The organism is Clostridium sp. CCUG 7971 (assembly GCF_017590215.1).
Lineage (GTDB): Bacteria > Bacillota > Clostridia > Peptostreptococcales > Peptostreptococcaceae > Faecalimicrobium.
The window spans coordinates 1-25,259 of record NZ_JAFFPK010000051.1 but is presented as its reverse complement, the minus strand read 5'-3'; the positions used below and the strand labels follow the sequence as shown (position 1 = coordinate 25,259).

Below are 25,259 nucleotides of genomic sequence, written 5' to 3'. Positions count from 1 at the left end.
CAAAAATACAAATGAATAAAAGCAAATAAATAGAAAAAAATAATGCGAAAAAATGAAGATAAATACAGAAGCAGATATAAATATAAGTAAACCTTACATAGATGTAATGTAGATGTAAGGTTTGTAGATAGTAAGATTTTAACATCTAAATTAAACTTGAAGTATAAATAAATTTAATAAATTTAGAGAAGGAGAACCACATGGATATTTTAAAAGTAAGTAATTTAAGCAAAGTATACGGAAGTAAGGTAGTATCAAATGCATTAAAAGATATAAGTTTTAACATAGAAGACGGAGAATTTGTAGGAATAATGGGGCCAAGTGGTAGTGGAAAAACTACCCTATTAAATTTAATCTCAACTATAGATAAACAAACTTCAGGGAAGATTACTTTAGGTGACAAAGAGCCACATAAGTTAAAAGGAGATGCCCTTGCGTTATTTAGAAGAAGAGAGCTTGGATTTGTATTTCAAGATTACAACTTGCTAGACACTTTAACAATAGGTGAAAATATAGTTCTGCCATTAACTTTAGAAAATGTACCTGTAAAAGAGCAAGATGAAAAATTAAAAAAGGTATCAAAAATACTAGGAATAGAAGATTTGTTAAATAAAAGAACCTTTGAAGTATCAGGTGGTCAAGCTCAAAGGACTGCTATTGCAAGGGCTTTAATAAATGATCCTTCTATAGTTTTGGCTGACGAGCCAACAGGAAATTTAGATTCAAAGTCAGCACAAAATGTTATGGAGTTATTAGAAAAGATAAATAGGGAAGAAAATGTAACGACTATGATGGTAACTCATGACCCAGTGGCAGCAAGCTATTGCAATAGAATTTTGTTTATAAAAGATGGTGTAATATATAATGAAATTTATAAGGGTGATAATAGAATGCAGTTTTATCAAGAAATAATGGATGTACTTTCTTTGTTAGGGGGTAGCAAGTAATGAATTTTACAGAGTTTGCAATTAAGAATGTAAAACGAAATATTAAATCATATATAGGACATTTTTTTAGTATACTTATATCTTCTACATTACTTCTTTCTGTTAATATGTTCATAAATCATCCAGACGTAGATACTTCATTATTTCCAGGTTATTTGATATTGATGATGAAGCAATCAACAGTTATAATTTATTTGTTTTTATTTCTATTTGTAGGTTATTCAGCAAGCGTGTTTTTAAAAAGTAGAAATAAAGAGTTTGGTATTTTATATACGATAGGAATATCAAAAAAGCAAGTTAGAAAAATGATTTTCATAGAAAATTTAATAATGAATACTTTAGCATCAATTTTAGGAGTTTTTATAGGATTAATTTTCTCTAAAGTAATATTGATTGTTATATCTTCATTAATAGGTATAGAGCCATTAAAGTTTTATGTTCCAATAAAATCTATGGGTGCAATTATTTTATACTTTATATTATTGTCATTATTGATTTCGTATTTTATATGTTTTGTGGTTAGGGAAGATAAAGTTATAAAGTTACTTAAAGGAACACAAAAACCTAAAAAAGAGCCAAAAACATCACCTATATTATCAATACTTTGTGTTTTGTTATTTGTAGTTGCCTATTATAGAGCGGTTACCGTAACAGAATCACAGTTGATAAGTACAATAGTACCAGTAACTTTTATGGTTATTATAGGGACATATTTATTATTTTCACAGCTTAGTGTATTTATTATAAAAAAGCTTAAAGGAAATAAGTCATTTTATAAAAAAAATATTAATATGTTATGTATAGCAAATTTACATTATAAAATAAAGGATAATACAAGGATGCTTTTTTTAGTAACAATAACTTCAGCTGTTGCATTTACTGCTATTGGATCCATACATTCATATTGGACAGACTTGATTAGTCAATCAGAAATGGATTTTCCTCAAGCAATATTTTATGCTACTGAGAGAAAGAAATTAAATAACAGCAGTAATAATAATGAAGAAAACAGAGTAAAGAAGTTAGGGTCTTTGTTAGAAGAAGAAAATATATCATATGATAAAGTTGAGGGGAAATTTAAAACTGTGGTTCTTAAAGATAAAAATAGAGATATAAAGATAATCAAAGAGTCGGAGTATGCTCAGTTGGCTGGGGCGAAAGGATTTGAAATAATAAATTTTAAATCTAATGAAGCGATTTCATTGTCAAAAGAAAGCCGTAAGAATAAAGATGATTTTATAAATATAGATAATAAAAGTATAAAAGTAAGACAAGTTAAACAATCTGCTGTGCCAACATATTATGGCATGTATATGTATGTAGTTAAAGATGATTTTTATGATAGTATAAATACAGAGTATATAGAAGATGAATTTGTAGCGATAAATACAAGTGATTATATGAGTACTTTAAATGCCAGCAAAATTTTTGAAGATGTTTATAAATATGATAAAGAATATAAATTTTTATCTAAATCAATTATTGTAGAAAACGGAAAAGTAGCCTATGCGGTTCTTCTATTCTTATCAGTATTTATAGGATTGATATTTTTTATTACTTCTAGCAGCTTTTTATATAATAAGATTTATAGGGATTGCCAAGAGGATAAGGTAAAATACAGAAAACTTAATAAGATAGGATTAACTTATAATGAGATAAAGAAAATATCAAGAGTGGAGATAGGTGCTTTATTTTTTATTCCATATATGGTTGCGGTTATACATTCTATATTTGCACTTTTAGCTTTTAAAAGTGCTCGTGGTGTAGATATTGCATCATCTTCGTTTTTAGTTATGGGAAGCTTTTTTATAGTTGTATGTGTGTATTTTTTAATTATAAGGAAAAATTATCTAGATGAGATAAAAGAGTGTTTAATAGATTAAATTAAAATTTGATGTAATTGAAAAAAACATATAGATAGTTAATATTAAGATAACAAAAATAGTTTAAAAAAATATCAAATGTGTTATGATAATCTTATTAAGAAGAAACAAAAAAGGACTACAATCTATTTGGTTGTAGAGTGTAGTTTCCATAAAATAATAGTTTATTTACGGACTTGATTTTTAAGTCAAGTTCGAAGACACTCTTACTTTTGGTTGGGCGAGAGTGTCTTTTTAATTTATCGAATATGTAACTAGTAACTATACTTGATGGTATACCTACTAGAAAGCTAATCATTATGTTAAAAAGAAAATTGTCTATACTTCTACCTCCTTCCTATTGGAAGTAGGTTAAAGCCCTCGTATGGAAACAACACTCTAATAGATTGTAGTCTATTTGAGATCATAACATAATATTAAAGATAAATATATATTGAAGCTATAAAAATAATCAAATAGATAATCGTGGATATGATTCTTGTGAATCGTATCCACCATTGAAATCCACGAAAATCATATTGGCTATGTAGTCAATATGGTTTTTTAGTGTATAAATATAATTTAAAAGAATTATATTTATATTGACAATTACACTTTTGTCTAATAATATTAAATTAAGAAAAAGACAAATGTCTAATGAAAGGAGATAGTATGATAAAAATTCCTAAGACAGAGTATCAAGTTATGAAATTTATTTGGTCTCAAAAATCATCAAAAGTTTCATCTAAAGAAATAGGGGATTATATGCTAGAGAAGTTTAACTGGATTAAGCCAACCACTGCTAAAGTTCTTTCGAGATTAGTTGAAAAAGATTTTTTACAACATGAAAAAGAAGGAAGGAACATTACCTACACTGTACTAGTAAAGGAAAATGAATATGTAAAGTTTGAAACAGAAGAGTTTTTTGATTTTGTTCATAACAAGTCATTAACAAGCATAGTATCAACTTTGGGAGATGGCGATTCTATAAGTGATGAAGATATAAAAGAACTTGAAGAATGGATAAAAAATAGGTAATAAATATGAGTAATATAATGTCAGAAATAATAAAATCAAGTCTATATATTACTATATGTATATCATTGATTTTTATATTAAAAGATAAAGTTTTAAATAAATATAGTGCAACATTTAAATATATTTTATGTATTGGTATAGTTATAAGAGGTATATTTATTTTTAAAATAAACATTGCAATGCCAAAGTTTTTAGATAGATTAGTCAATATAAAAGATAATATATTAAACTTTGATAACACTGCTTTACAAAGTAACTTACATATAGATATTTTAGAATTAGCATTTTTTATATGGATTATAGGAGTAGTAGTAAAATTTATACATTATGGTAATTATAACTTTAAACTTTATAAAAGAATAAAAAGCTTAAAGATAGAAGTTATTGATAGTGATATGCACAATATACTAGAAAACCATGTAAATAATTTAAAAATAAAAAAACAAATAAAGATATACAAACTAAATGGAATTTATTCACCTATGATTGTAGGAGTAATAAATCCTATAATTATAATACCAAACAAAGATTATAGTAAAAATAATTTAAATTATATATTTAGACATGAGTTAATTCACTATAAAAGAAAAGATAATATATTAAAGGTTTTTCTGATTTTGTTTAATACTATTCACTGGTTTAATCCACTTGCATATATATTTGCAAAGTACTTTCATGATCAGTGCGAACTATCTTGTGATGAATTAGTTATAAAAAGGTTATCACTTAATGAGATAAAAGAGTATTCAATGCTTCTATTAGATATGATGAAGTACAAAAATAAGCTTGAATCATCTATGTGTGTATCTTATTTAAGTTATAATAAATCTAATATAATAAAAAACAGGATAGAAGGAGTACTAAGTCATGACAAACTCAAAAAAGGAAGTCTGTTTATTATAGTATTGTTTATAATGTCTTTTGTATCAGTAATATCAATTGATAATAATGTATATGTATATGAGAAAATTATTGAAAAACATAATGATGGGAGTATGGTGGTGGATTTTACAGATCCATTAGATCAAGAATATGTAAGAAAAATGGTTAATAAGTATGGTCACTATGAAGTAACAATAGGAAAATCAAAATATTCATTTTCAAAATCTAGTGGCATAAAGTAAAATAGCTATAAAAAAATAGTGACTTAAATAGACTGGTACTCTATTTAAGTCACTGAAAAAATTAAAATAATAATTTGTATTTCTATTTTAATATAAGGAGATAGAGAATGGAACTAAAAATTGAAAATCTATATAAATCATATAAAAATAAAGAGGCATTAAAAAATATAAATATAATAATGAATGCTGGTACATATGGATTACTTGGTGAAAACGGTGCTGGAAAAAGTACTCTTATGAGAATACTTACAACTATTGATTTTCCCACAAATGGAAGCATAACTTTTGATGGATATGATATAGTAGCACTTGATGAAAAGTACAGAGATATAATTGGATATATGCCACAAGATTATAATGTATTTTCTAGCTTTACAGCAAAAGATTTTTTAGAATATATGGGTACTTTAAAAGGGTTATCAAAAGAAGAATTAAATAAAAAAATACCAGAAGTATTAGAGTTTGTAAATTTATCTCATGTAGCTAATAAAAAGGTAAAAAGTTTTTCTGGAGGTATGAAAAGAAGGGTAGGCATAGCACAAGCAATATTAAATGACCCTAAAATACTAATATTAGATGAGCCAACAGCAGGACTTGACCCAAAAGAGAGGATAAGGTTTTCTAATATTATAAGTGAAATGTCAGAGGATAAGATAGTCATACTTTCAACTCATATATTATCAGACATAGAAGCTATAGCAAATGACTTAATAATAATTAGGCAAGGTGAAGTAGTAGAAGCAGATAATATTGATAACTTAGTTGAAAAAGTAAAAGGCAAGGTATGGGAAGTTTTAGTTGATAAAGATATGTTTAATAAGCTAAGTGCAGAAAGAAAGATAATACATAGAAAACAAGAAGGAAAAAGTATACTAGCAAGATATGTAGGTGAAAAATACCAAGGTATTGAAAATAAAGCTGTAGAACCTACTTTAGAAGATTATTATGTAGCAAATTGTCTCTAAATTAATAATAAAATGATATAGGTATTGAGAAATAGAAAATAAAAAGGAATGGATATAAATAATTATGTTAAAAAAATAACAATGATGAGTAAAAAGGAGAAGAAAATGAAAATAAGAAAAAGTTTAGTAATAATAGCTTTAGTAACAATGAGTGCAATTTGTAGTGTGGGATGTAGCTCAAGAAATGGAGATGTGAATAACGTAAGTGGAGAAGTAATAGATAGGCTTCCAGAAGACCAAAAAGATACAGAAATAGATAAAGCTCTTGCAAAGATAAGAAAAGAAAGAAAAGAAAGCGTAACTGTTAAAAATGGAGTTACAATAATGACATCAAATAATGGTATGGGACTTCCTGGTCAAAGTAAAAACATGCCTAATTTAGGTGATGAAAGTATGGATGATATAGAAGCACGTATAAATATAGTACTTAATTACCTTGAATATGAATTAAAATTACCTAAAAGAGGAGATATAGGATACGATACAAGTAGATGTATAGATCCAAGAATAAATGCAATATATGATGATGAAGATAAGGGAGTAGCAAGTGGATACGAAAATGAAAATATATATATAGAAGAATATGAAACAGCCAAAGAAAATGTGTATAGTTATTTAATAATGGTAAGAGATTCAAAGAATAGTGAATGGAAGATAATACATGACGGAAACAGCTATAAAAAATAGTAGGAGAGATAGCTATGAAAAATTTAGTGAAATTTGAGTTTAGAAAGATTTGGACAAAACTTACCTTAATATCCGTTATATCTTTAATTGTAGTTAGTACAATAGTAACCACAATTGGATATTATTCAATTGATAGCGCTGTTAATAGCAAAGGGGAAGAAGTAAAAGGAATTAAAGCATTTAGAGTAATAAAAAATGAAAGTGAAAATATGAAAGGCCTAATGGATCAAGATTATCTGGATAAGTTAGTAGAAGATTTTAATTCTAGCAAAGAAAAATTAAATTTTGAAGATAGGCTAGGACTTTGGCTTACAAGGTTTGATGTATCAAATCATATTATAAATTATGCTAATTACGGAAAAGAAAGTTTTAATATTTATATGGGCTTAGATTTTAATTTTTTAAAGTCAGAAAAAGACTTCTATAATCAATATAAAAAAACTGTAAAAGATAATATATTATTCGATAATCAGCAGTTATGGTTTAAATATAGTGATAAAAATATAGAAAAAATTAATGAAAAAGTAGACAATATAAAAACTCCTTTTAATGTTGACTATTATGAAGGTATAAATAATTTGATGTGGCAATTTTCAGAACAATTTTTATTTGTGCCTTTAGTGATAGGTTTTTCATTAAGTTCATTTTTTTCAAAAGATAGTAATAATGGAATAGACGAACTTACACTTTCTTCAAAATATGGAAGAAAGAAAAATATGAATGCAAGGATTATATCAGGAAATATATTTACAGTAGTAGTTTATGCCATATTTATAGCAACTCTACTTATAGAACATCAGTTAATGGGATCACTACAAGGTTGGAATCAATCAATACAAAATATTTTCCATACTTGTATATATAATATAAGCTTAGGTACGGGAGTACTAATTATGATAGGACAAGGATTATTAACAACATTACTTGTAGCAAATTTAGTTATGTTTGTATCTATAAAAATAAAATATTCAAAGCTAGCTACACTTTTAGCTTTAGGTGGTGTAGGTATACTTGAAAGGTTGACATATACAGATAACTCCCTACAGTTACAGCTTAATCCAATGTATTTTAGCACAAGTTTATATGCTGGATCCCCAAGTGTATTTAATATTTTCTATTTTATAGGAGATACAATGATTCCGTATATAGTGGCATTTCCAATATTAGTAATACTATATATTGTGATTATAAGAATTTTAACAAAAAGAGAGTACAAAAGATACAGACTAAACTAATAAAAATTAGATATAAAATATAAAACTAGGCGGTTTGAAAAAATGAAAGATATTATAAGAGTTGAAAGTAAAAGAATATTAGGTTTAAGGAACCTTTTTATAATCTCTGTTATAATCCTTATATATTCTATATTTAGTAGTATATTATCTTTGAAAAATTATGATGTATATGATTCAAGTAGAAATATTATTATATCAAGCAAAGAGAACTTAAAAGAATCAAAAAAAGATGAACATAAAATCCTACTAGATGAAAAAGCTATCAAGGATGTTGTAGAGAGAAAAGACAAAAGTAAATACTTATATAATTCAGTTTTAGTTACGCTAATAGGTTCAAATTATGATAAGAACATAGAAGAACTAACTGATGAAGATATAAGTAATTTTTATAACAATAGAATAGCAACTATAAAAGCTAAGTTAGCTAAACGTAGTAAAGTAAAAGATATAGAGAAACTAGATATAGACTTAAAAAATGTTAGTAAACCTATTCAATTAGGATATGCAGAAGGATGGAAAAATCTTAATAACGATATGACAGATTTTGTAACGGTAATAACGTTTTTTATACCTTTTTTATTACTTTCTATATTTGGAGAAGATTCAAAGTCAAATATGAAACAATTATATATGGCAACTAAATATGGAAAGAGTTACTTAGTTAAAAGCAGAGTAATTACAGCCATAGGAGTAGGAACAGTAATTTATTTTATTGCAGTAGGAATATTTTCGCTGTGTAAATTGTTTGTATTTGGATTTGAAGGAGATAATTTACCTATTCAAAATAATATAAATAATTTCATTTCCATATATAACATTACTTTCTTTGAACAGTATATAATAAATGTTATTGTTGGATATTTTACAATGCTAGTTTTAGTGGGAATGACCCTGTTAACAACTATATTAGCAGGCCAGATAATATCCTCAGCAGCAGTCGTTACATTTTTTTTAACTATAATGACTATGTTACCTAATCACAAATTTGAATTTAATCATTACTTTAAAAATTTTCTACCATATCATATGACTGATTTCAATAGGTATTATGTTTTTCCAGAAATATATACAATGTTTGGAAATATAGTACCTACATATATAATGGTTATAATAGTGGCGATATTAATATTTATAATATTAATTGGAAGTACGGTGGTTATATCAAATAAAAAAACTAGCAAAGGGTGGAGAATATAAAAACATAATATAAATCAATCGTGGGTATTATTCCTGAGAATCGTCTCCACCATTGAAATCCACGAAAAGGTATTGGCTAAATAGTCAATATCTTTTTTAGTATGTAAATGTTAAGATATGATATTATAAAATAAAACACAAAACAGGGAGATTATGTGTATGTTTAAAGAACATATTTTAGTAGTAGAAGATGATGTAGATATAAATAATCTAATAAAAAAGAAATTAGAAAAAGAAGGATACAAAATAACTCAAGCATTTTCAGGTACTGAAGCATTATTACAGCTATCAATATCAGAATTTGACTTAATATTATTAGATTTAATGTTGCCAGGAATAAATGGAGAGGAAATAATAAATAAAATAAGAACTGAAAAAGAAATAGCAATAATAGTAATATCAGCAAAAACATCTCTAAAAGATAAAGTAAAGGTATTAAATATAGGTGCAGATGATTATATAACCAAGCCTTTTGAAACAGAAGAAGTATTAGCCAGAGTAAATTCAAGCCTAAGAAGATATAGAAAGTATGAGATAAGCACAAATCAAAGTGAAAAATACAAATTTAAAAATATAGAACTTGAAGAAGATACAAGAAAAGTAACAGTAAAAGGAATAGAGATACACTTAACGGGTCATGAATTTGATATTTTAAGTATCTTAATAAAAAATCCTAATAGAGTATATTCGAGGGAGACTCTATATGAACAGGTGTGGAAAAATGGATACTATGGAGAAGATAATTCAGTAAATGTTCATATAAGCAATATTAGAAAAAAGATAAAGTTAGTATCAGAGAATGAAGAGTACATAAAAACTGTGTGGGGAATTGGATTTAAATTAAATACTAATTAAGAATAATCTTTATACTTTCTTTAAACTTTCTTGAATATTTATTAAAAAAAATTTATATCATATATATTGTAGGTTAGTTAATGATTTCTAACTTAATTAAATAATAAAGGAGAAAGGTATGAAGGAAGTTATAAAAACTTATGGTTTATCAAAGCAATATAAGAATTTTGATGCCTTGAAGGATATTAATATTAATGTTAAACAAGGGGATATATATGGATTAGTAGGTGATAATGGAGCAGGTAAGACTACTTTACTTAGGATATTAACAGGTCAGTCATTATCTAGTGAAGGTAGTTTTGAATTATTTTCAACTTCAAATGATAAAGACTTAAAGGAAGTAAAAAAACACATAGGTGTTATCATAGAATCACCAAGTTTTTATCCGAATCTTACTATTGAAAAAAACTTAGAATATTATCGTATTCAAAGAGGTATACCAGGAAAAGACAAAGTAGGAAAAGCACTTAGAGAAGTTAATATATATGAAGCTAGAAAGAAAAAGTTTAGTCAATTATCTTTAGGTATGAAACAAAGACTTGGGTTAGCATTATGTATTATGGGAGACCCAGAGTTATTAATACTTGATGAACCTATTAATGGATTAGACCCATCAGGTATTATTGAAATTAGAAATCTTTTATTAAGACTAAATAAGGAAAAAAATATCACTATATTAATATCAAGCCATATACTTTTAGAGTTAGCTAATATTGCGACTTGCTATGGATTTTTAAATAAAGGAAGGTTAGTAAAAGAAATATCTGCAAGGGAACTTAATGAAAATTGTAAAAGCTATTTAGAAATTAAGGTAACTAATGCTAATAAACTAGCGGCATTGTTAGAAGAGAGACTGAGATATAGTGATTATAAGGTTTTACCACAAGATGTAATACAGTTGTTTGATGAAGATAGAAATCCAGAAAAAGTAAGCAAACTTATAATTAAAAACGGAATAGGACTAAGCTCACTAGAGGAAAAAACTATCGATCTTGAAAACTATTATATGTCATTGATGGGGGGGACTTATAATGTTTAATTACATAAAAAGTGAGTTTTATCGTAATATAAATACGAAAGGAAACTATATATTTTTATTTGGAAGTATAGGGTTTGTGGTATTTATAAATGTAGCCTTAGGATTATTTGCAAATAGTCAGGTTAATTTTCCATATGGATCTACTAAATATTCTCTTAGTAGTTTCTATACTTATATTGGATTATTAATGCTTATATCTGTTTATTTAGTATCATTAATCTTTGGTCAAGAATTTAAAAATTCTACACTAAAAAATTCTATTTCATTTGGTATTTCTAGAGGTGAAATATATTTTGGAAAGTGGTTAGTAGAAGTAGTAATATGTATAATAAACTTAGTATTAATTAGTAGCGCATATGTTATAGCAGCCTATGTAATGTTAGAGGATAGTGGGATAATATATTTACAAGATTTTATGCGAGCAATAGTAGCAAGTTTACCTTTATTATTAGTTTGTGTTAGCGCATCTAATTGTTTTTATTTTATATTTGATAATGAAGCTATGGCTGTGACAGTTTGGTCAATTATTATAGTTTTTGTGCCATTATTAATATCAATGGCAGGAAGAAAAATAATAATATTAGAGAAAATATCAGGCTGGTTACCATGGAATATAGCTGGAAATGCTATATTTGATAGTAGTATAGGCAGAATAATTATGCCATGGAATAGTAGTGATGGTTTTATTAGATGCTTTATAGTAGGAGTTATTGGAGTGGGAGTTTTCTATATCTTGGGACTTATAATGTTTAAGAAAAAAGAAATAAAATAAGAGAAAGTAGGTGTGTAGATGATGAAATTGATTTTATTAATGTTATTAATAACAAGTGTATATTTTTCTACACGCTTTTTCTTACTTTCTAGAAATATTAATAAAGTAATTAAAGATTTTAAATATATTTCTGAAAATATGGATACAAATCGAAAGTTTAAATTAGGATATCCAGATAGAAATTTAGAAAAATTACTAGTTGAGATAAATAACTATTTAGAAGAAACACAAAACTATAAATTAAAATATATAAAAAGAGAAGAAGATATTAGAAAAGAAATTGAAAATATATCTCATGATTTAAGGACTCCATTAACCTCTATTAGAGGATATTTAGAGTTAATAGATGATGAGGATATTACGGAAAATGAAAAGAAAGATTATATTCAGATTGTAGAAAAAAGGGCTAAAGTTCTTCAAAATCTAATTCAAGATTTTTATGATTTAAGCAGGCTTGAAAATAATGATTATAACTTTAATATAGAAATTATAGATATTAATAAAGAATTAAAAGAACAGATACTTATGTTTTATAATGATTTTGAGAATAAGAATATAGATGTGGACATAAAATTAGAAGAAAAACCGATGTTTGTAAACTTAGACAAAAATGCTATTGAAAGAGTATTTCATAATCTAATTCAAAATGCTACTAAATATAGTAAGAGTAAGTTCTGTATTTCAATGAATAGGACAGATAATGGAATTATTATAGAGTTAAAAAATGATGTAGATGATATAAATAAAGAGGAGTTAGATTTATTGTTTAATAGATTCTATATTAAGGATAATTCAAGGAGTAGAGATAGTTCGGGACTAGGTTTAACTATAACTAAGTTTTTAGTTGAGTCTATGAATGGAAAAATTGAGGCTAAATTAGATAAAGGATATATTATATTTAAAATTAAGTTTTAGTTTAGATGATTTTAAGATAAACTAGATAAGTGTTCCAATAAATATTTAAAACGTGGGTATTATTCCTGTGAATAGTCTCCACCATTGAAATCCACAAAAAAGTATTGATTGAAAAATCAATACTTTTTTTATATAAAAATCAAAGTAGGTAGATTTAAAACACATTTTATAAGGTTATATACTTATTTAGTTTTATGTAATATTATGGTGAAATAAATTATAATTGTTATATTATGTATGAAGATGGGAGAATGAGGAATGGATTTTTTTTCAATTTCAGTGATTTGTGATATTTGTGGAGAAAAGGCAGGATTGAATAGATTTAAAACACAAGATGGATTGATATGTAAAAAAATGTTTTAAAAAATGTGGTTTTAATTTAAATGTACCAATTATGCAATTTAGTACTGAAAGAATAAAATCAATTTTGTATAATGATAAAAAAAACGAAGAAGAATTAGAAAAATTTCATGTTACAAAGAGCATAGGAAGTTTCTTAGAGTTTGATGAAAATCAACGTAAAATTAAAATTATCAATTCCACTCAAGGGCAAAAAATAAAATTTCAAATCTACAATTATGAAGATATTTCAAATTGTGAACTATTAGAAGATGATGTAAATGTTACAAAGGGTGGTCTTGGCAGTGCTATTGTTGGAGGTATGATTGCAGGTGATGTAGGCGCAGTTGTAGGATCTGTAACTGGATCTAAAAAAACTAAAAAAGCTTTTGTTAACACGTTAAGAGTTAGGATTACAGTAAATGATTTAACGGCTCCTACTGCTTATGTTCAACTAATTTCTAGGCAGACCAAAACAAATACTGCTTTTTGTCAAAATGCATATCGTTTTGCATATGATATTCTTTCAGTTCTTTCCATAATAATTAATGGAAATACACAAGATACTGCACAGCAACAATGTGGTTCATCTCAGATACTAGATGTTTCTGAAGAAATTAGAAAGTTTAAACAGTTATTAGATGAGGGAATAATTTCACAAGAAGAGTTTGACACAAAGAAAAAACAACTTTTAGAAAGTTAACTCAAGATGATTTTAAAAATTATAATGGTTGATTAAAAAAATAGAAGCCAATTATAAAATAGAAATGGTACCTATATGTAGTAATTAGTCACTATATATAATAGAATGAATAAAAGTATCTAGTTTTATACTAGATACTTTTTATTATTAAAAAATACTGTACTTATAATATAGAATATTATCTAAAATAAATTATGAAATAATATTTTAATGCCTAAGTGATTTATAAGTTCGACTTAATTATAACTGCACACAGAGTTTTTAAAAGTTATATTGATAATACTAGGTTATATACAATTATAAAAAGTTTTAAAAACTACTTATAGACTCCCTTCGTATCCACCATTGAAATCCACGAAAACACATTGACAATTTTGTTAGTGTGTTTTTGTGTGTACGGAACAGGCAACAACTTGACGGTGAAAGTCCGTTGCTTTTACCATTGAAGTATCGTGTAAAATTATTTCACAATCTTTATCAGATTTAACAATTAAGTTAATCCAATCTATTATATCTTTTCTATAATCCCGTTCCATTGCAATGTAATCACCTTGACTTTTTCAGTGAGTTCTTAAGTAAGGAATTATCCGTGAACAACAATAGCCCATTTTATTTTTATTTAAAACCTTATATCCAGGTAGCTTAAGATTGTAAAATGAAGTGATATATACATCTTCATTTACAAGCCACTCAATGAATAAATTTCATGATTTAGTTAAGAATGGAGATAAATGCAAAGATTTTATATAGAAATAATTTTAAAATTAAATTATTAACGTAACGTATTGATTTATTATAAAATATTCAATATACTTAAATTAATAGGTTATATATACAGAAAGTACCATGAAGGTAGAAATTTCTACATGAAGTAGAATGATATTTTTGTGGTATTTTTTGTTATGCAAAAATATATTGAGGGGGTATATCATGATAAGGGGTATTAGAAAGAAACTTAGTTTATTTTTAATAGTAAGCTTAATGGCAGCGAGCATGATTGGATGCAGTTCATCAACTAGTGAGGGGAATAAAGAAGACAAAAAAAATGATATGCTAGTAATAGCAACGGCTAATGACATTGGAGACTTAAATGCACATGGATATAGTCCTATGTATGGTCAAAACTTTTTGTATGAAGGCTTAACTACTTTTGAAGAAGGGGAAGTAAAGCCTGCATTAGCAGAAAAATGGGATGTTTCAGAAAATGGTAAAGAATACACTTTCTATTTACGAAAAAATGTAAAATTTACTGATGGTTCACAACTTAATGCTAAAGTAGTTAAGAAGAACTTTGATGCGTTTTTAAAGAATAAAGATGCGCATTCTTTCTTGGAGTCAGTTAATTTAATGGAATCTGTAGAGGTAGTAGATGACCATACAGTAAAAATAAAGTATAAAGAGTCATATTATCCAGTTCTACAAGAACTTGCTTTATCTAGACCGGTTCGTATAATGGCTGAGGCATCATTTCCAGATGATGGAGATACATCTGAAAAAATAAAAGAGCCAATAGGTACAGGTATGTGGAAGCTAAAAGAGCATAAAGCAGGAGAGTATGCTATTCTTGAGAGAAATGAAGATTATTGGGGAGAAAAACCAAAGTTTAAGGAAGTTAAAATGGTAGTTACTCCAGATGGTGATACTGCAGTAAATGCTTTAAAAGCTGGAGAAGTTAATATGATATTTGATGTTGAAAGTAGGCTATCACCAGATGCATTTAATGAATTGAAATCAAGTGGATTTAAAACTCAGGTTTCACAGCCTTTAAGTACAGTTTCTTTAATCGTAAATGCTACTAATGGAGCTACAAAAGATTTAAAAGTGAGAAAAGCATTACAACACGGAGTAGATAAAGAAGTTATTTCAAAGCATGTATTTTATGGGTTGCAAGAACCGGCAGATACATTATTTGATAAAAATGTTCCTTATTGTGATATCAATTTAGCAAAATATGAATATGACCTAGAAAAAGCAGGAAGAATGCTTGATGAAGCGGGTTGGAAATTAGAAGAAGGTAAAGAGTATAGATCTAAAGATGGAAAAGAACTAGAATTAGGTTTTTATTATGATGGGGATAATGTCATATACAAATCTTTAGGAGAAGTACTACAAAGTGAATATAAAAAGATGGGTGTAAAGATAAACTTAGAATCTCAAGAAAGACAAGCCTTAATTGATAAGACTAAGAGTGGTGATTTTGACATAACTATAACTGAAACATGGGGAGATCCATATGATCCACATACATTAGTAGCTTCTATGAAAAATGAGGGATATGCAGATTATCAAGCTCAAAAGGGACTTCCTATGAAGAACGAATTAGATGAAAAAATAGGTAAGGTTATAGTCGAAAATGATGAAAAGACTAGACAAGAACTATATACTGATATATTAACAACATTACATGATCAAGCAGTATACTTACCAATTTCTAAGACTACAAGATTAGTTGCATGTGATAAAGACTTAGAAGGAATAAAGTTTAATACACTTTACTACATACCAATTGAAGATGTTACTAGAGAGTCTAAATAAGATAAATACATAGTTAGATTAAAGTATAAATAAACTTAAGCTCTAGTTATAGTAAATTAATACTAGAGTTTAAGTTTATTGTAATTATAAGACAGGAGGACTTATAATGAAGAAATATGTTTTAAAGAGACTGATTACATTAGTACCCATATTGATTGGAATCTCAGTAGTAGCATTTCTTTTAGTTAGGATTATGCCAGGAGATGCAGCAACAGCATATTTAACTACAGCAAATATTCCTGTAACTGAAAAAAACATACAAATAGCAATGGCAAACCTAGGATTAGATAAACCTATAATAGTTCAATACTTTGATTGGATAAAAAACGTAATACAATTTAATTTAGGAACATCATATATATCTAAAACTTTAGTATCTCAAGAGTTATTATCAGGTCTAAAATATACTATGATGTTAGCAGCTACATCACTATTATGGATATTTGTTATTAGTATTCCACTGGGTATGTACTCAGCAACTCACCCAGGTAAAAGAGTGGATAATCTAAGTCGTATATTTGCATTTATTGGTTCGTCTATGCCTACATTTTGGCTAGGATTTTTATTGGTACAATTCTTTTCAATAAAATTAGGCATATTACCAGTGGCTGGAGCTGAGAAATTATCAAATATTATATTACCATCAATAACATTAGCTTTTGGATATGTTCCAACTTACTCGAGAATATTACGAAATAGCTTACTAGAAAATATGAAGTCACCATCAGTCACTTATGCTAGGGCAAGAGGAATAAGTGAAAAAAAGATATTATTTAATAATGTTTTAAGAAATTCTTTGATACCGATAATAACTTCTCTAGGAATGAATTTTGGAGGAATGTTATCAGGAAGTGTAATAGTTGAGAATGTTTTCTCATGGCCAGGTCTTGGACGTGTAATAGTCGGGTCAATTTCACAAAGAGATTATCCTATGATTCAAGGATACATAATACTTATGGCAGTAATATTTATTTTGAGTAATCTTTTAGCTGATTTAGCATGTGCAAGCATTGATTCAAGAATAAGATTGGAAGGATAGATTTATGAATATAAAAGAAATTACACAGAATCTATTAAAACACAAGTTAACACTATTATGTTTTATTTTTATAATTATAGTAATAATAACAGGAATTTTTGCACCAATTATAGCACCACATGATCCTTTGGAAATGGAGCTTACAAAAAAGTTTATGCCTATATCCATAGAATATCCTATGGGTACTGATAATATGGGTAGATGTATATTTTCTAGAATAGTTCATGGTATTAGACCAACCATTGGATTTTCTTTAATTGCATGTGCAGTATCATCAACTTTTGGAATATTTATAGGAATGTTATCAGGATTTAAAGGTGGGAAAATAGATATGATAATTATGAGATTATGTGATGTATTATACTCTTTTCCAAGTTTAGTTTTAACCTTAGTAATAGTAAGTTTTTTAGGACCGGGTATAAAAAATATTATCATAGCTATGATTTCTGTACAATGGATTTGGTATGCAAGAGTATCAAGAAATTTGACAATAAGGGAGAGAGAGCTAAGTTATGTAGCTTGTAGTAAATTAGTTGGATCATCAAACATAAAAATTTTAATTAAATCTATTTTGCCAAATATTTTTCCGCAAGTATTGGCTATAATAACAATTGATTTTGGTCACACAATATTAGCAGTATCAGGATTTTCTTTTTTAGGGCTTGGAGTTAAGGCACCTCTGCCAGAGTGGGGGATGATGATAAATGATGGACGTTCATTTATGCATAGCAATCCAATGCTAATGTTTTGGCCAGGTATTATGATTTTACTTGTAGTTTTAAGTACAAATATAATAGGAGATAAATTAAGAGATACTTTAGAAGAGGTAGTTAGTTAGTAAATATTAATTTTATAGGGGGATTTTAAACATGGGAGATAATTCCGTTTTAAAAATTGATAATTTAAAAATTGAATTAATTTATAAAAATCAAAAGCTAATAGCAGTAAAGGATGTAAGCTTTGACTTAGACCCAGGAAAGACCATAGGAATTATAGGAGAAAGTGGTAGTGGTAAGTCTATTACATGTTCTGCAATACTAGGGCTTTTAGAAGATAAAAAATGGATTATAAATGGAGATATTTACTTTGGAGAAACACCAATTCCTTATAGAAGCAATAAAGATATGAATAAATTTAGGGGAAAGCATATTGCACTAATAACACAAAATCCAATGAGCGCCTTTGATCCTCTTAGAACTATAAGATATCATTTTATAGAAACACTTACTACTCATAAAAATATGTCTAAAAAAGATATTGAAAAAAAAGCCATATATATTCTCAATAAGATGAAAATTCAAAATCCTAAAAATGTATTAGATAGTTATTCTTTTGAGCTAAGTGGTGGTATGCTACAGCGTATAATGATAGCAATAGCAATTGCACTTGAGCCAGAGGTATTAATTGCTGATGAGCCAACTACAGCTCTTGATTTAACAGTTCAATACGAAATAATAAAAATACTTTCTAAAATGCAAAAGGATTTAGGTACTTCAATAATTCTAGTATCTCACGATTTAGGAGTAGTATCAGAATTAGCAGATGAAGTACTAGTAATGTATGGCGGAAGTATAGTAGAAAAAGCACCTATAAATGAAATTATGATAAGTCCAAAACATCCATACACAAAAGGATTAATATCATCTAGACCTAATTTTTCTAAAGAAAGATTAGCTATATTAGAGGGAACACCACCGAACTTATTTGAAAGAGGAGATGGATGTGAATTTTATAATAGATGTAATAGAAAAAATGAAAAATGTAAAAATAATGTGATTTCTAGTATTAAAATAAATCAAAATCACGAGGTAAGATGTATTCATTTTGAGGAGGAGGCATATAGTTTTGGAACTGCTTAATATAAAGGAAGTAAAAAAAGTATATAAACTAAAAAGTAAAGAGAAATTATATGCAGTTGATGGAGTTAGTTTAAATATTAAAAAAGGCAAGTGTATAGGATTAGTAGGAGAAAGTGGCTGTGGAAAGAGTACTTTAGGTAAAATGATATTAGGAGTAGAAGGTATTACAGATGGAAGTATAGCTTTTAAAGGTAAAGAAGTACGAGATATTAAAAGAAGAGATGTACTTAGAAAAGAATTACAAATGGTTTTTCAAGATAGTCTAGCAGCAGTAAATAGAAGAAGTACAGTACTAGAAATTATAGGAGAACCACTAAGTAATTTTTATAAATTATCAAAAGAAGATAAAGTAAAAAGAGTAGAAGATCTTCTAGAAAAAGTTGGAATGAATAGAAGTGATAAAAATAAATTTCCACACCAATTTAGTGGAGGTCAGTTACAACGTATATGTATAGCAAGGGCATTGGCATCTAGTCCTAGTCTATTAGTTCTTGATGAACCTTTAAGCAGTCTAGATATTTCAATACAAGCACAAATTCTAAATTTATTATCAGATCTTAAGAAAGATTTAGATTTAACTTATATTTTGATATCTCATGATTTAGAAGCAGTGTATTATCTATCAGATTCAATAGTCGTTATGTATAAGGGAAAGATTATGGAGCATATAGAAGATATAAAAGATTTTTATGAAATGAAGCATCCTTATACTAGAAGGCTGTTAGCATCATCATATCAATATAGAAGTAAAATTGATGATGTGATAGAAGAAGTTAATAACTGTGAGAGTATAGATGGATGTCCTTATTTTAATAGATGCATAAATGCTAGAGATATTTGCAAAGAAAATTCTCCAAAACTTGTTGAAGTATCTGAGGGGCACAAAATTGCGTGTCATTATGCATAATAATTAATTGAAAAACTTTGTGATGAAATTTATATTGTTGGAGATGGAAGCTTAAAGATTATTAGTGAAAAAGAGATACAAAGGTATAAAAGAAGATAGATGTAAGAGAGTGCTTTTTATATGACTTAATAAATCATTTATAAGCACTCTCTTTTAATTATCTCATTATTGTGTATGTCATATAGGATACATATATAGCAAGTAAAACGAAACCTTGATTTTTAGCAATATATAAGTGGTTTTTTATTTTATCATATATGTAATTAGTACTTAGACCAATACAGACAGATCTAATATCTCCTACAATAAAATTTATAATTAGTTCCATATAGATAGCACCTTCTTCCTGATTAATGTAGGAACGATGACTATATGAAACTACCACTCATAGACTGTAGTTTCTTTTGTTGTATTAACTTATTATTACTTTTATCTATAACATTTCTTTGTTCTATCCTAAAGATAATTAAGAATTGATATAATAATTAATGTAAAATAATAAAAGGGGGAGAGTATTATGGAAAAAATTATTCTAATAGAAGATGATGCAAAAATAAGAATAGAACTCAAAAATTTCTTACTAAATTATAACTATGAAGTAGTAATAATGGAAGAATTTGAAAATATAATAGAAAATACATTAAATGAAAATCCTCATTTAATATTATTAGATATAAACCTACCAATATATGATGGTTACTACATATGTAGAGAAATAAGGAAAAAATCAGATGTACCAATAATAGTAGTGACAAGCAGAGATACAGAAATGGACGAGCTAATGAGTATGAATCTAGGAGCAGATGATTTTATAACAAAACCATATAATACTCAAATACTTCTAGCTCATATAAATTCAATTCTAAAAAGAACCTATAAAAAAACATCAGTAAAAACCCTTACTTATAAAAAATTAGAATTAGATTTGTCAAAGAATAGTATTTATTTTAATGATAAGGAATTAGAGTTAACGAAAAATGAATTTAGGATACTTAATTGTTTAATGAAAAATCAAGGTAAGATAGTATCTAGAGGAGACCTAATGGACTATTTATGGGACTTAGATTTATTTATAGATGATAATACACTAACGGTAAATATAAATAGACTTAGAAAAAAACTAGAAACTGTAGGATGTAGCGATTATATACAAACAAGAAGAGGTGTAGGCTATATAATGCCGTAAATTATGAACATAAAAAAATATATAAAAGATAAACAGTTATACATAGTATTAAGACTAGTATTTATATTTTTTGTAGTGTATATATTAAATTTGCTTCAAGTAGAAGTTATAACTATAAAATTTATAATAATGTTATGGATTGTATTGAATGCTATTGAAATTATACATGACTATAATAAAAAAGCTATCTATTACAATGAAGTTGAAAATATTTTAAGACATTTAGATAAAAAGTACTTACTACCAGTAATAATAAATAGGCCAGAATTTATAGAAGGCCAGATTTTATATGATGTACTTAGTATTACAGACAAATGTATGAATGAAGAAGTAAATAAGTACTTATTTATGCAAGAGGAGTATAAAGAGTACATAGATATGTGGGTACATGAAATAAAAACACCAATAGCTTCAAGCAAACTGGTAATAGAAAATAATAAAAACGAACATACATTAAGTATCTTAGAGGAAATAGAGAAAGTTGAAGACTACATAAATCAAGTACTATATTATTCTAAAAGTAATGAGCTAGAAAGAGATTATATAGTGAAAAAAATAAACTTAAGAAGATGTGCAAATAACGTAATAAAGAAAAATAAAAAAAGTATTAGGGAAAAGCAAATTTCAATAGATATAGAAGATTTTGAAAGGGAAGTTTATTGTGATAATAAATGGTTAGAATTTATTTTAAATCAAATAATAGTTAACTCTGTAAAATACATAGCTAATAAAAATGTAAATAAGAAATTAGAAAAAGAAAAGGGAAAAATAAAAGTTTATATTAAAGAACACAATCACAGCACAGAGTTATACATTGAGGATAATGGAATAGGAATTGATGAAAAAGATGTAAAGAAAGTATTTGAAAAAGGATTTACAGGGATTAATGGAAGAAAATTAAAAAAATCAACAGGCATGGGACTGTATATATCTAAAAAACTGGCAGATAAAATGTCCTTAGGTATATCAATATACTCAAAAGTAAATGAATATACAATAGTTAAGATTACCTTCCCAGAAAATAACACAATGAGAGTGATAAATAATTAATATATATAACTGAAACTTACATTGATGTAAGCTTTATGTAAGGTTTAGTTATTAAAGAAAACCTCTAATATCTATAAACTATAAATATAACAAAAATGAAATCAAGTAAAAGTGGCTTGTGGGACTGTATAAGATAGATACACTAGAGAAAAATTTATTAGATAGTAGATGGGATATTTTAGGGAGGTAAAATATGAGTACAATATTACAAGTAAAAAACATAGAAAAGTACTACGGAAATAAGAGGAACTTAACAAAAGCTATAAATAATATATCTTTTGAAGTTGATAAAGGTGAATTTGTAGGAATAATGGGTCCAAGTGGAAGTGGAAAAACTACTTTATTAAACTGTATAGCTACAATAGATAAGGTAACAACAGGATCAATAAATATAGAAGGTAAAGACATAACCACTTTATCTAGAAAAAATATAGAAAAGTTTAGAAGAGAAAATTTAGGATTCATATTTCAAGATTTCAACTTACTAGATACATTAAATGTTTATGAAAATATATCATTAGCATTATCAGTTATAGGAGTAAAGGGAAAAGAGATAGATATAAAAGTAAAACAAGTAGCTAATAAGCTTAATATATCAGATATATTAAATAAGTTTCCTTATGAAATATCAGGTGGTCAAAAGCAAAGGGTAGCTTCTGCAAGAGCAATAATAACTAATCCATCATTGATACTAGCTGATGAGCCAACAGGTGCACTCGATTCTAAGTCTTCAAGGATACTCCTTGAAAGCATGGAAGATTTGAATGAAAGCTTAAATTCTACAATAATTATGGTTACTCATGATGCTTTTACAGCAAGTTATTGTAAAAGGATATTATTTATAAAGGATGGTAAGATATTTAACGAACTTATAAGGGGAAATGATAGTAGAAAAGACTTTTTCAAAAGAATAATAGAAGTAGTAACGCTGCTTGGAGGTGACAATGAAAATGTTATTTAAGTTATCTTCAAGAAATGTAAAAAGGAGTATAAAAGATTATACTATATACTTTTTAACTCTAGTATTAGGTGTATGCATATTCTATGTATTTAACTCATTAGAATCTCAGACTATAATGATGGACTTACCAGAAAGTAAAAAAGTATTTGTAGAGTTAATATCAAGAGTAATATCAGTAGTTTCTGGATTTGTATCATGTATTTTGGGATTTCTAGTAATATATGCTAACAGCTTTATAATAAAGAAAAGAAATAAAGAATTTGGTATATATATGACCTTAGGTATTAGCAAAAGTAAAATATCAATAATGCTATTTGTAGAAACTATTATAATAGGGATTTTATCACTTTTAGTAGGTATATTTATAGGAGTATTTTTATCACAAGGTTTAGCTGGCATAACTGCTAAACTGTTTGAAGCGAGTATGACAAAATATCAATTTGTATTTTCAAAAGAATCTTGTTTAAAAACAGTATTTTATTTTGGAATAATGTTTTTTGTAGTAATGTTTTTAAATTTTGTAGTAGTATCAAGATACAATTTAATAGACTTAATATATAGGTCAAAAGCTAATCAAAAGCTTAAAGGTACAAATCTTTTACTATCAGTATTTTTATTTGTAATGTCTATAGTTTGTTTAGCTTTTGCATACAAATTTATCCTTGATAATCAGATATTCAATTTGAATGGTAAAGAATTTAATAGAGCCATAATTTTAGGAATTATAGGGACAGTTTTATTTTTCAGAGCTTTAGCTGGATTTTTAATAAAAGTTACACAAAGTAGTAAAAATTATTACTTAAAAAATCTTAATACATTTACTTTAAGACAACTAAACAGCAAAATAAATCTTCATTATGTATCTATGAGTATAATATGTTTAATGTTATTTATAGCAATAGGAATGTCTTCAACTGGCATTGGGATGAAGAGTACTCTTGAAAATACAGTAAGATTTCAAACTCCATTTGATATGTCAATGTATATAGAGGCTTTAGAAGAAAAAGATAACATAGAAATTGATGAATTTTTAAAATCTAAAGGTATACATTTAGGTAATTATGCTAGTGAGGTTATAAAGTATAATTTATATGATAATAATATTCCATTTAAAAAAATGTTTGAAAAGACTAATAGCCAATTTTTGAAAAAGCAGATAGACTCTATGAGAGAATTTAATGTGCCTGTCATTAAAATATCTGATTATAATAGAGTTATGAAAACTCAAGGAGAAGAAGAAATAAATTTAAAAGAAGATGAAGTTGTATTACTTACAGATATGGAATCTATGAGAGAACCTATTGTAGATTTTATAGAGAAAAACTATATTATAGATATAAATAATAATAAGCTAAACATTAAAAATGATTATGAATTTAAATCAATAGAAACACTTCCGATGAGTATGAATTTTTTAACTTTAATAGTAGATGATAAACAAGTTGAAAATATGAATATTTATAAAAAGTTCCTAAGCTTTAATTACAAAGGAAATAAATTGGAAACAGAGAGTAAGGTACTAAATGATCTTGAAAAAGTAGCAACTAATAATTTTGAAAAATTAGACATCAAAATATCAGCTATGACAAAAATACTATGTTTTGAAAGTAACATGGCAACAGCAAATATATTCTTGTTTGTAGGTATATATATAGGAATAGTATTTTTAATATCAAGTGCTGCAGTACTTGCTCTTAGTCAATTGTCTGGAGCTACTGAAAGTATAGAAAGATATAAGGCGATTAGAAATCTTGGAGTAAGTACAGAAATGATAAATAAGTCAATATTTGTACAAGTATTACTGTACTTCTTTTTACCAATAGGGCTTGCATTAGTTCATAGTATATGTGGAATAAAGGTAGCAAATAATTTTATTAAAGTCTTTGGAGACCATGATATGATAAGTAACAATATAGTTTCTATTGGAGCGATATTAGTTGTCTATGGAATTTATTTTATAGCAACTTATAATGGATATAAAAGAATAGTCAATAATGACTAATAATAAGAAAAATATTTAATCTTGGGTATGATTTTTGAGAAT

At 26.7% G+C, this 25,259-nt stretch carries 24 protein-coding genes; 23 read left to right on the top strand and 1 reads right to left on the bottom strand.

The window, feature by feature from the left end:
* The first annotated feature begins 200 nt into the window (after nt 1-200).
* From JWF52_RS07310 to JWF52_RS07220, 19 genes are all read left to right on the top strand, one after another.
* Nucleotides 201-947: an ABC transporter ATP-binding protein gene (locus JWF52_RS07310; RefSeq protein WP_208332916.1), complete on the top strand. Its 747-nt coding sequence runs from the start codon at nt 201-203 to the stop codon at nt 945-947.
* Nucleotides 947-2,830, top strand: a complete 1,884-nt coding sequence (locus JWF52_RS07305; RefSeq protein ID WP_208332915.1) for an FtsX-like permease family protein — start codon at nt 947-949, stop codon at nt 2,828-2,830. Before JWF52_RS07310 ends, JWF52_RS07305 begins: the two co-directional genes overlap by 1 nt.
* A gap of 651 nt (nt 2,831-3,481) precedes the next feature.
* A complete protein-coding gene (locus tag JWF52_RS07300) occupies nt 3,482-3,847 on the top strand; it encodes a BlaI/MecI/CopY family transcriptional regulator (protein WP_208332914.1) in 366 nt (121 codons plus the stop codon).
* A 5-nt stretch (nt 3,848-3,852) separates the two neighbouring features.
* Nucleotides 3,853-4,971, top strand: a complete 1,119-nt coding sequence (locus tag JWF52_RS07295; protein ID WP_208332913.1) for a M56 family metallopeptidase — start codon at nt 3,853-3,855, stop codon at nt 4,969-4,971.
* Nucleotides 4,972-5,078: 107 nt separating this feature from the next.
* A complete protein-coding gene (locus JWF52_RS07290; RefSeq protein ID WP_208332912.1) occupies nt 5,079-5,936 on the top strand; it encodes an ABC transporter ATP-binding protein in 858 nt (285 codons plus the stop codon).
* 105 nt (nt 5,937-6,041) lie between these two features.
* Nucleotides 6,042-6,623, top strand: a complete 582-nt coding sequence (locus JWF52_RS07285) for a hypothetical protein (protein WP_208332911.1) — start codon at nt 6,042-6,044, stop codon at nt 6,621-6,623.
* A gap of 14 nt (nt 6,624-6,637) precedes the next feature.
* Nucleotides 6,638-7,858 (top strand): hypothetical protein, encoded by a 1,221-nt coding sequence (locus JWF52_RS07280; protein ID WP_208332910.1) that lies wholly within the window; start codon nt 6,638-6,640, stop codon nt 7,856-7,858.
* 42 nt (nt 7,859-7,900) lie between these two features.
* Complete coding sequence (locus JWF52_RS07275; protein ID WP_208332909.1) at nt 7,901-9,055, top strand: hypothetical protein; 1,155 nt, start codon at nt 7,901-7,903, stop codon at nt 9,053-9,055.
* A gap of 159 nt (nt 9,056-9,214) precedes the next feature.
* The gene (locus tag JWF52_RS07270) at nt 9,215-9,910 is read left to right on the top strand and encodes a response regulator transcription factor (RefSeq protein ID WP_208332908.1); all 696 of its coding nucleotides are present in this window, start codon (nt 9,215-9,217) and stop codon (nt 9,908-9,910) included.
* Between the two features lie 118 nt (nt 9,911-10,028).
* Complete coding sequence (locus JWF52_RS07265) at nt 10,029-10,949, top strand: ABC transporter ATP-binding protein (protein WP_208332907.1); 921 nt, start codon at nt 10,029-10,031, stop codon at nt 10,947-10,949.
* Nucleotides 10,942-11,721: an ABC transporter permease gene (locus JWF52_RS07260; RefSeq protein ID WP_208332906.1), complete on the top strand. Its 780-nt coding sequence runs from the start codon at nt 10,942-10,944 to the stop codon at nt 11,719-11,721. Before JWF52_RS07265 ends, JWF52_RS07260 begins: the two co-directional genes overlap by 8 nt.
* A gap of 18 nt (nt 11,722-11,739) precedes the next feature.
* Nucleotides 11,740-12,636 (top strand): sensor histidine kinase, encoded by an 897-nt coding sequence (locus JWF52_RS07255; protein ID WP_208332905.1) that lies wholly within the window; start codon nt 11,740-11,742, stop codon nt 12,634-12,636.
* A 258-nt stretch (nt 12,637-12,894) separates the two neighbouring features.
* Nucleotides 12,895-12,999 (top strand): DUF4428 domain-containing protein, encoded by a 105-nt coding sequence (locus JWF52_RS07250; protein ID WP_208332904.1) that lies wholly within the window; start codon nt 12,895-12,897, stop codon nt 12,997-12,999.
* Between the two features lie 31 nt (nt 13,000-13,030).
* The gene (locus JWF52_RS19260; protein ID WP_286184046.1) at nt 13,031-13,678 is read left to right on the top strand and encodes an SHOCT domain-containing protein; all 648 of its coding nucleotides are present in this window, start codon (nt 13,031-13,033) and stop codon (nt 13,676-13,678) included.
* A gap of 930 nt (nt 13,679-14,608) precedes the next feature.
* On the top strand, nt 14,609-16,213 hold the full coding sequence (gene nikA, locus JWF52_RS07240) for a nickel ABC transporter substrate-binding protein (RefSeq protein WP_208332903.1): 1,605 nt from the start codon (nt 14,609-14,611) through the stop codon (nt 16,211-16,213).
* A gap of 106 nt (nt 16,214-16,319) precedes the next feature.
* Nucleotides 16,320-17,252 (top strand): nickel ABC transporter permease, encoded by a 933-nt coding sequence (gene nikB, locus JWF52_RS07235; protein ID WP_208332902.1) that lies wholly within the window; start codon nt 16,320-16,322, stop codon nt 17,250-17,252.
* A 4-nt stretch (nt 17,253-17,256) separates the two neighbouring features.
* Entirely contained in the window at nt 17,257-18,090 is an 834-nt protein-coding gene (nikC, locus tag JWF52_RS07230) for a nickel transporter permease (protein WP_208332901.1), read from the top strand.
* Between the two features lie 31 nt (nt 18,091-18,121).
* Nucleotides 18,122-19,111 carry an ABC transporter ATP-binding protein gene (locus JWF52_RS07225; protein WP_208332900.1) on the top strand — a complete coding sequence of 330 codons (990 nt, stop codon included), beginning with the start codon at nt 18,122-18,124 and terminating at the stop codon, nt 19,109-19,111.
* Complete coding sequence (locus JWF52_RS07220; RefSeq protein ID WP_208332899.1) at nt 19,098-20,018, top strand: ABC transporter ATP-binding protein; 921 nt, start codon at nt 19,098-19,100, stop codon at nt 20,016-20,018. The genes JWF52_RS07225 and JWF52_RS07220 overlap by 14 nt, the downstream gene beginning before the upstream one ends.
* Nucleotides 20,019-20,175: 157 nt before the next feature.
* On the opposite strand, the gene JWF52_RS07215 is transcribed toward JWF52_RS07220, so the two are convergent.
* The gene (locus tag JWF52_RS07215) at nt 20,176-20,346 is read right to left on the bottom strand and encodes a hypothetical protein (RefSeq protein WP_208332898.1); all 171 of its coding nucleotides are present in this window, start codon (nt 20,344-20,346) and stop codon (nt 20,176-20,178) included.
* A gap of 189 nt (nt 20,347-20,535) precedes the next feature.
* Here JWF52_RS07215 and JWF52_RS07210 point away from each other — a divergent pair, with 189 nt between their 5' ends.
* The 4 genes from JWF52_RS07210 to JWF52_RS07195 all read left to right on the top strand — a co-directional run bounded on the left by JWF52_RS07210 (nt 20,536) and on the right by JWF52_RS07195 (nt 25,217).
* A complete protein-coding gene (locus tag JWF52_RS07210; protein WP_208332897.1) occupies nt 20,536-21,204 on the top strand; it encodes a response regulator transcription factor in 669 nt (222 codons plus the stop codon).
* Nucleotides 21,205-21,207: 3 nt separating this feature from the next.
* Nucleotides 21,208-22,254, top strand: coding sequence for a sensor histidine kinase (locus tag JWF52_RS07205; protein WP_208332896.1), 1,047 nt, complete (start codon nt 21,208-21,210; stop codon nt 22,252-22,254).
* A 193-nt stretch (nt 22,255-22,447) separates the two neighbouring features.
* Nucleotides 22,448-23,215: an ABC transporter ATP-binding protein gene (locus JWF52_RS07200; protein WP_208332895.1), complete on the top strand. Its 768-nt coding sequence runs from the start codon at nt 22,448-22,450 to the stop codon at nt 23,213-23,215.
* On the top strand, nt 23,199-25,217 hold the full coding sequence (locus tag JWF52_RS07195; protein WP_208332894.1) for an FtsX-like permease family protein: 2,019 nt from the start codon (nt 23,199-23,201) through the stop codon (nt 25,215-25,217). Before JWF52_RS07200 ends, JWF52_RS07195 begins: the two co-directional genes overlap by 17 nt.
* Nucleotides 25,218-25,259 lie beyond the last annotated feature (42 nt).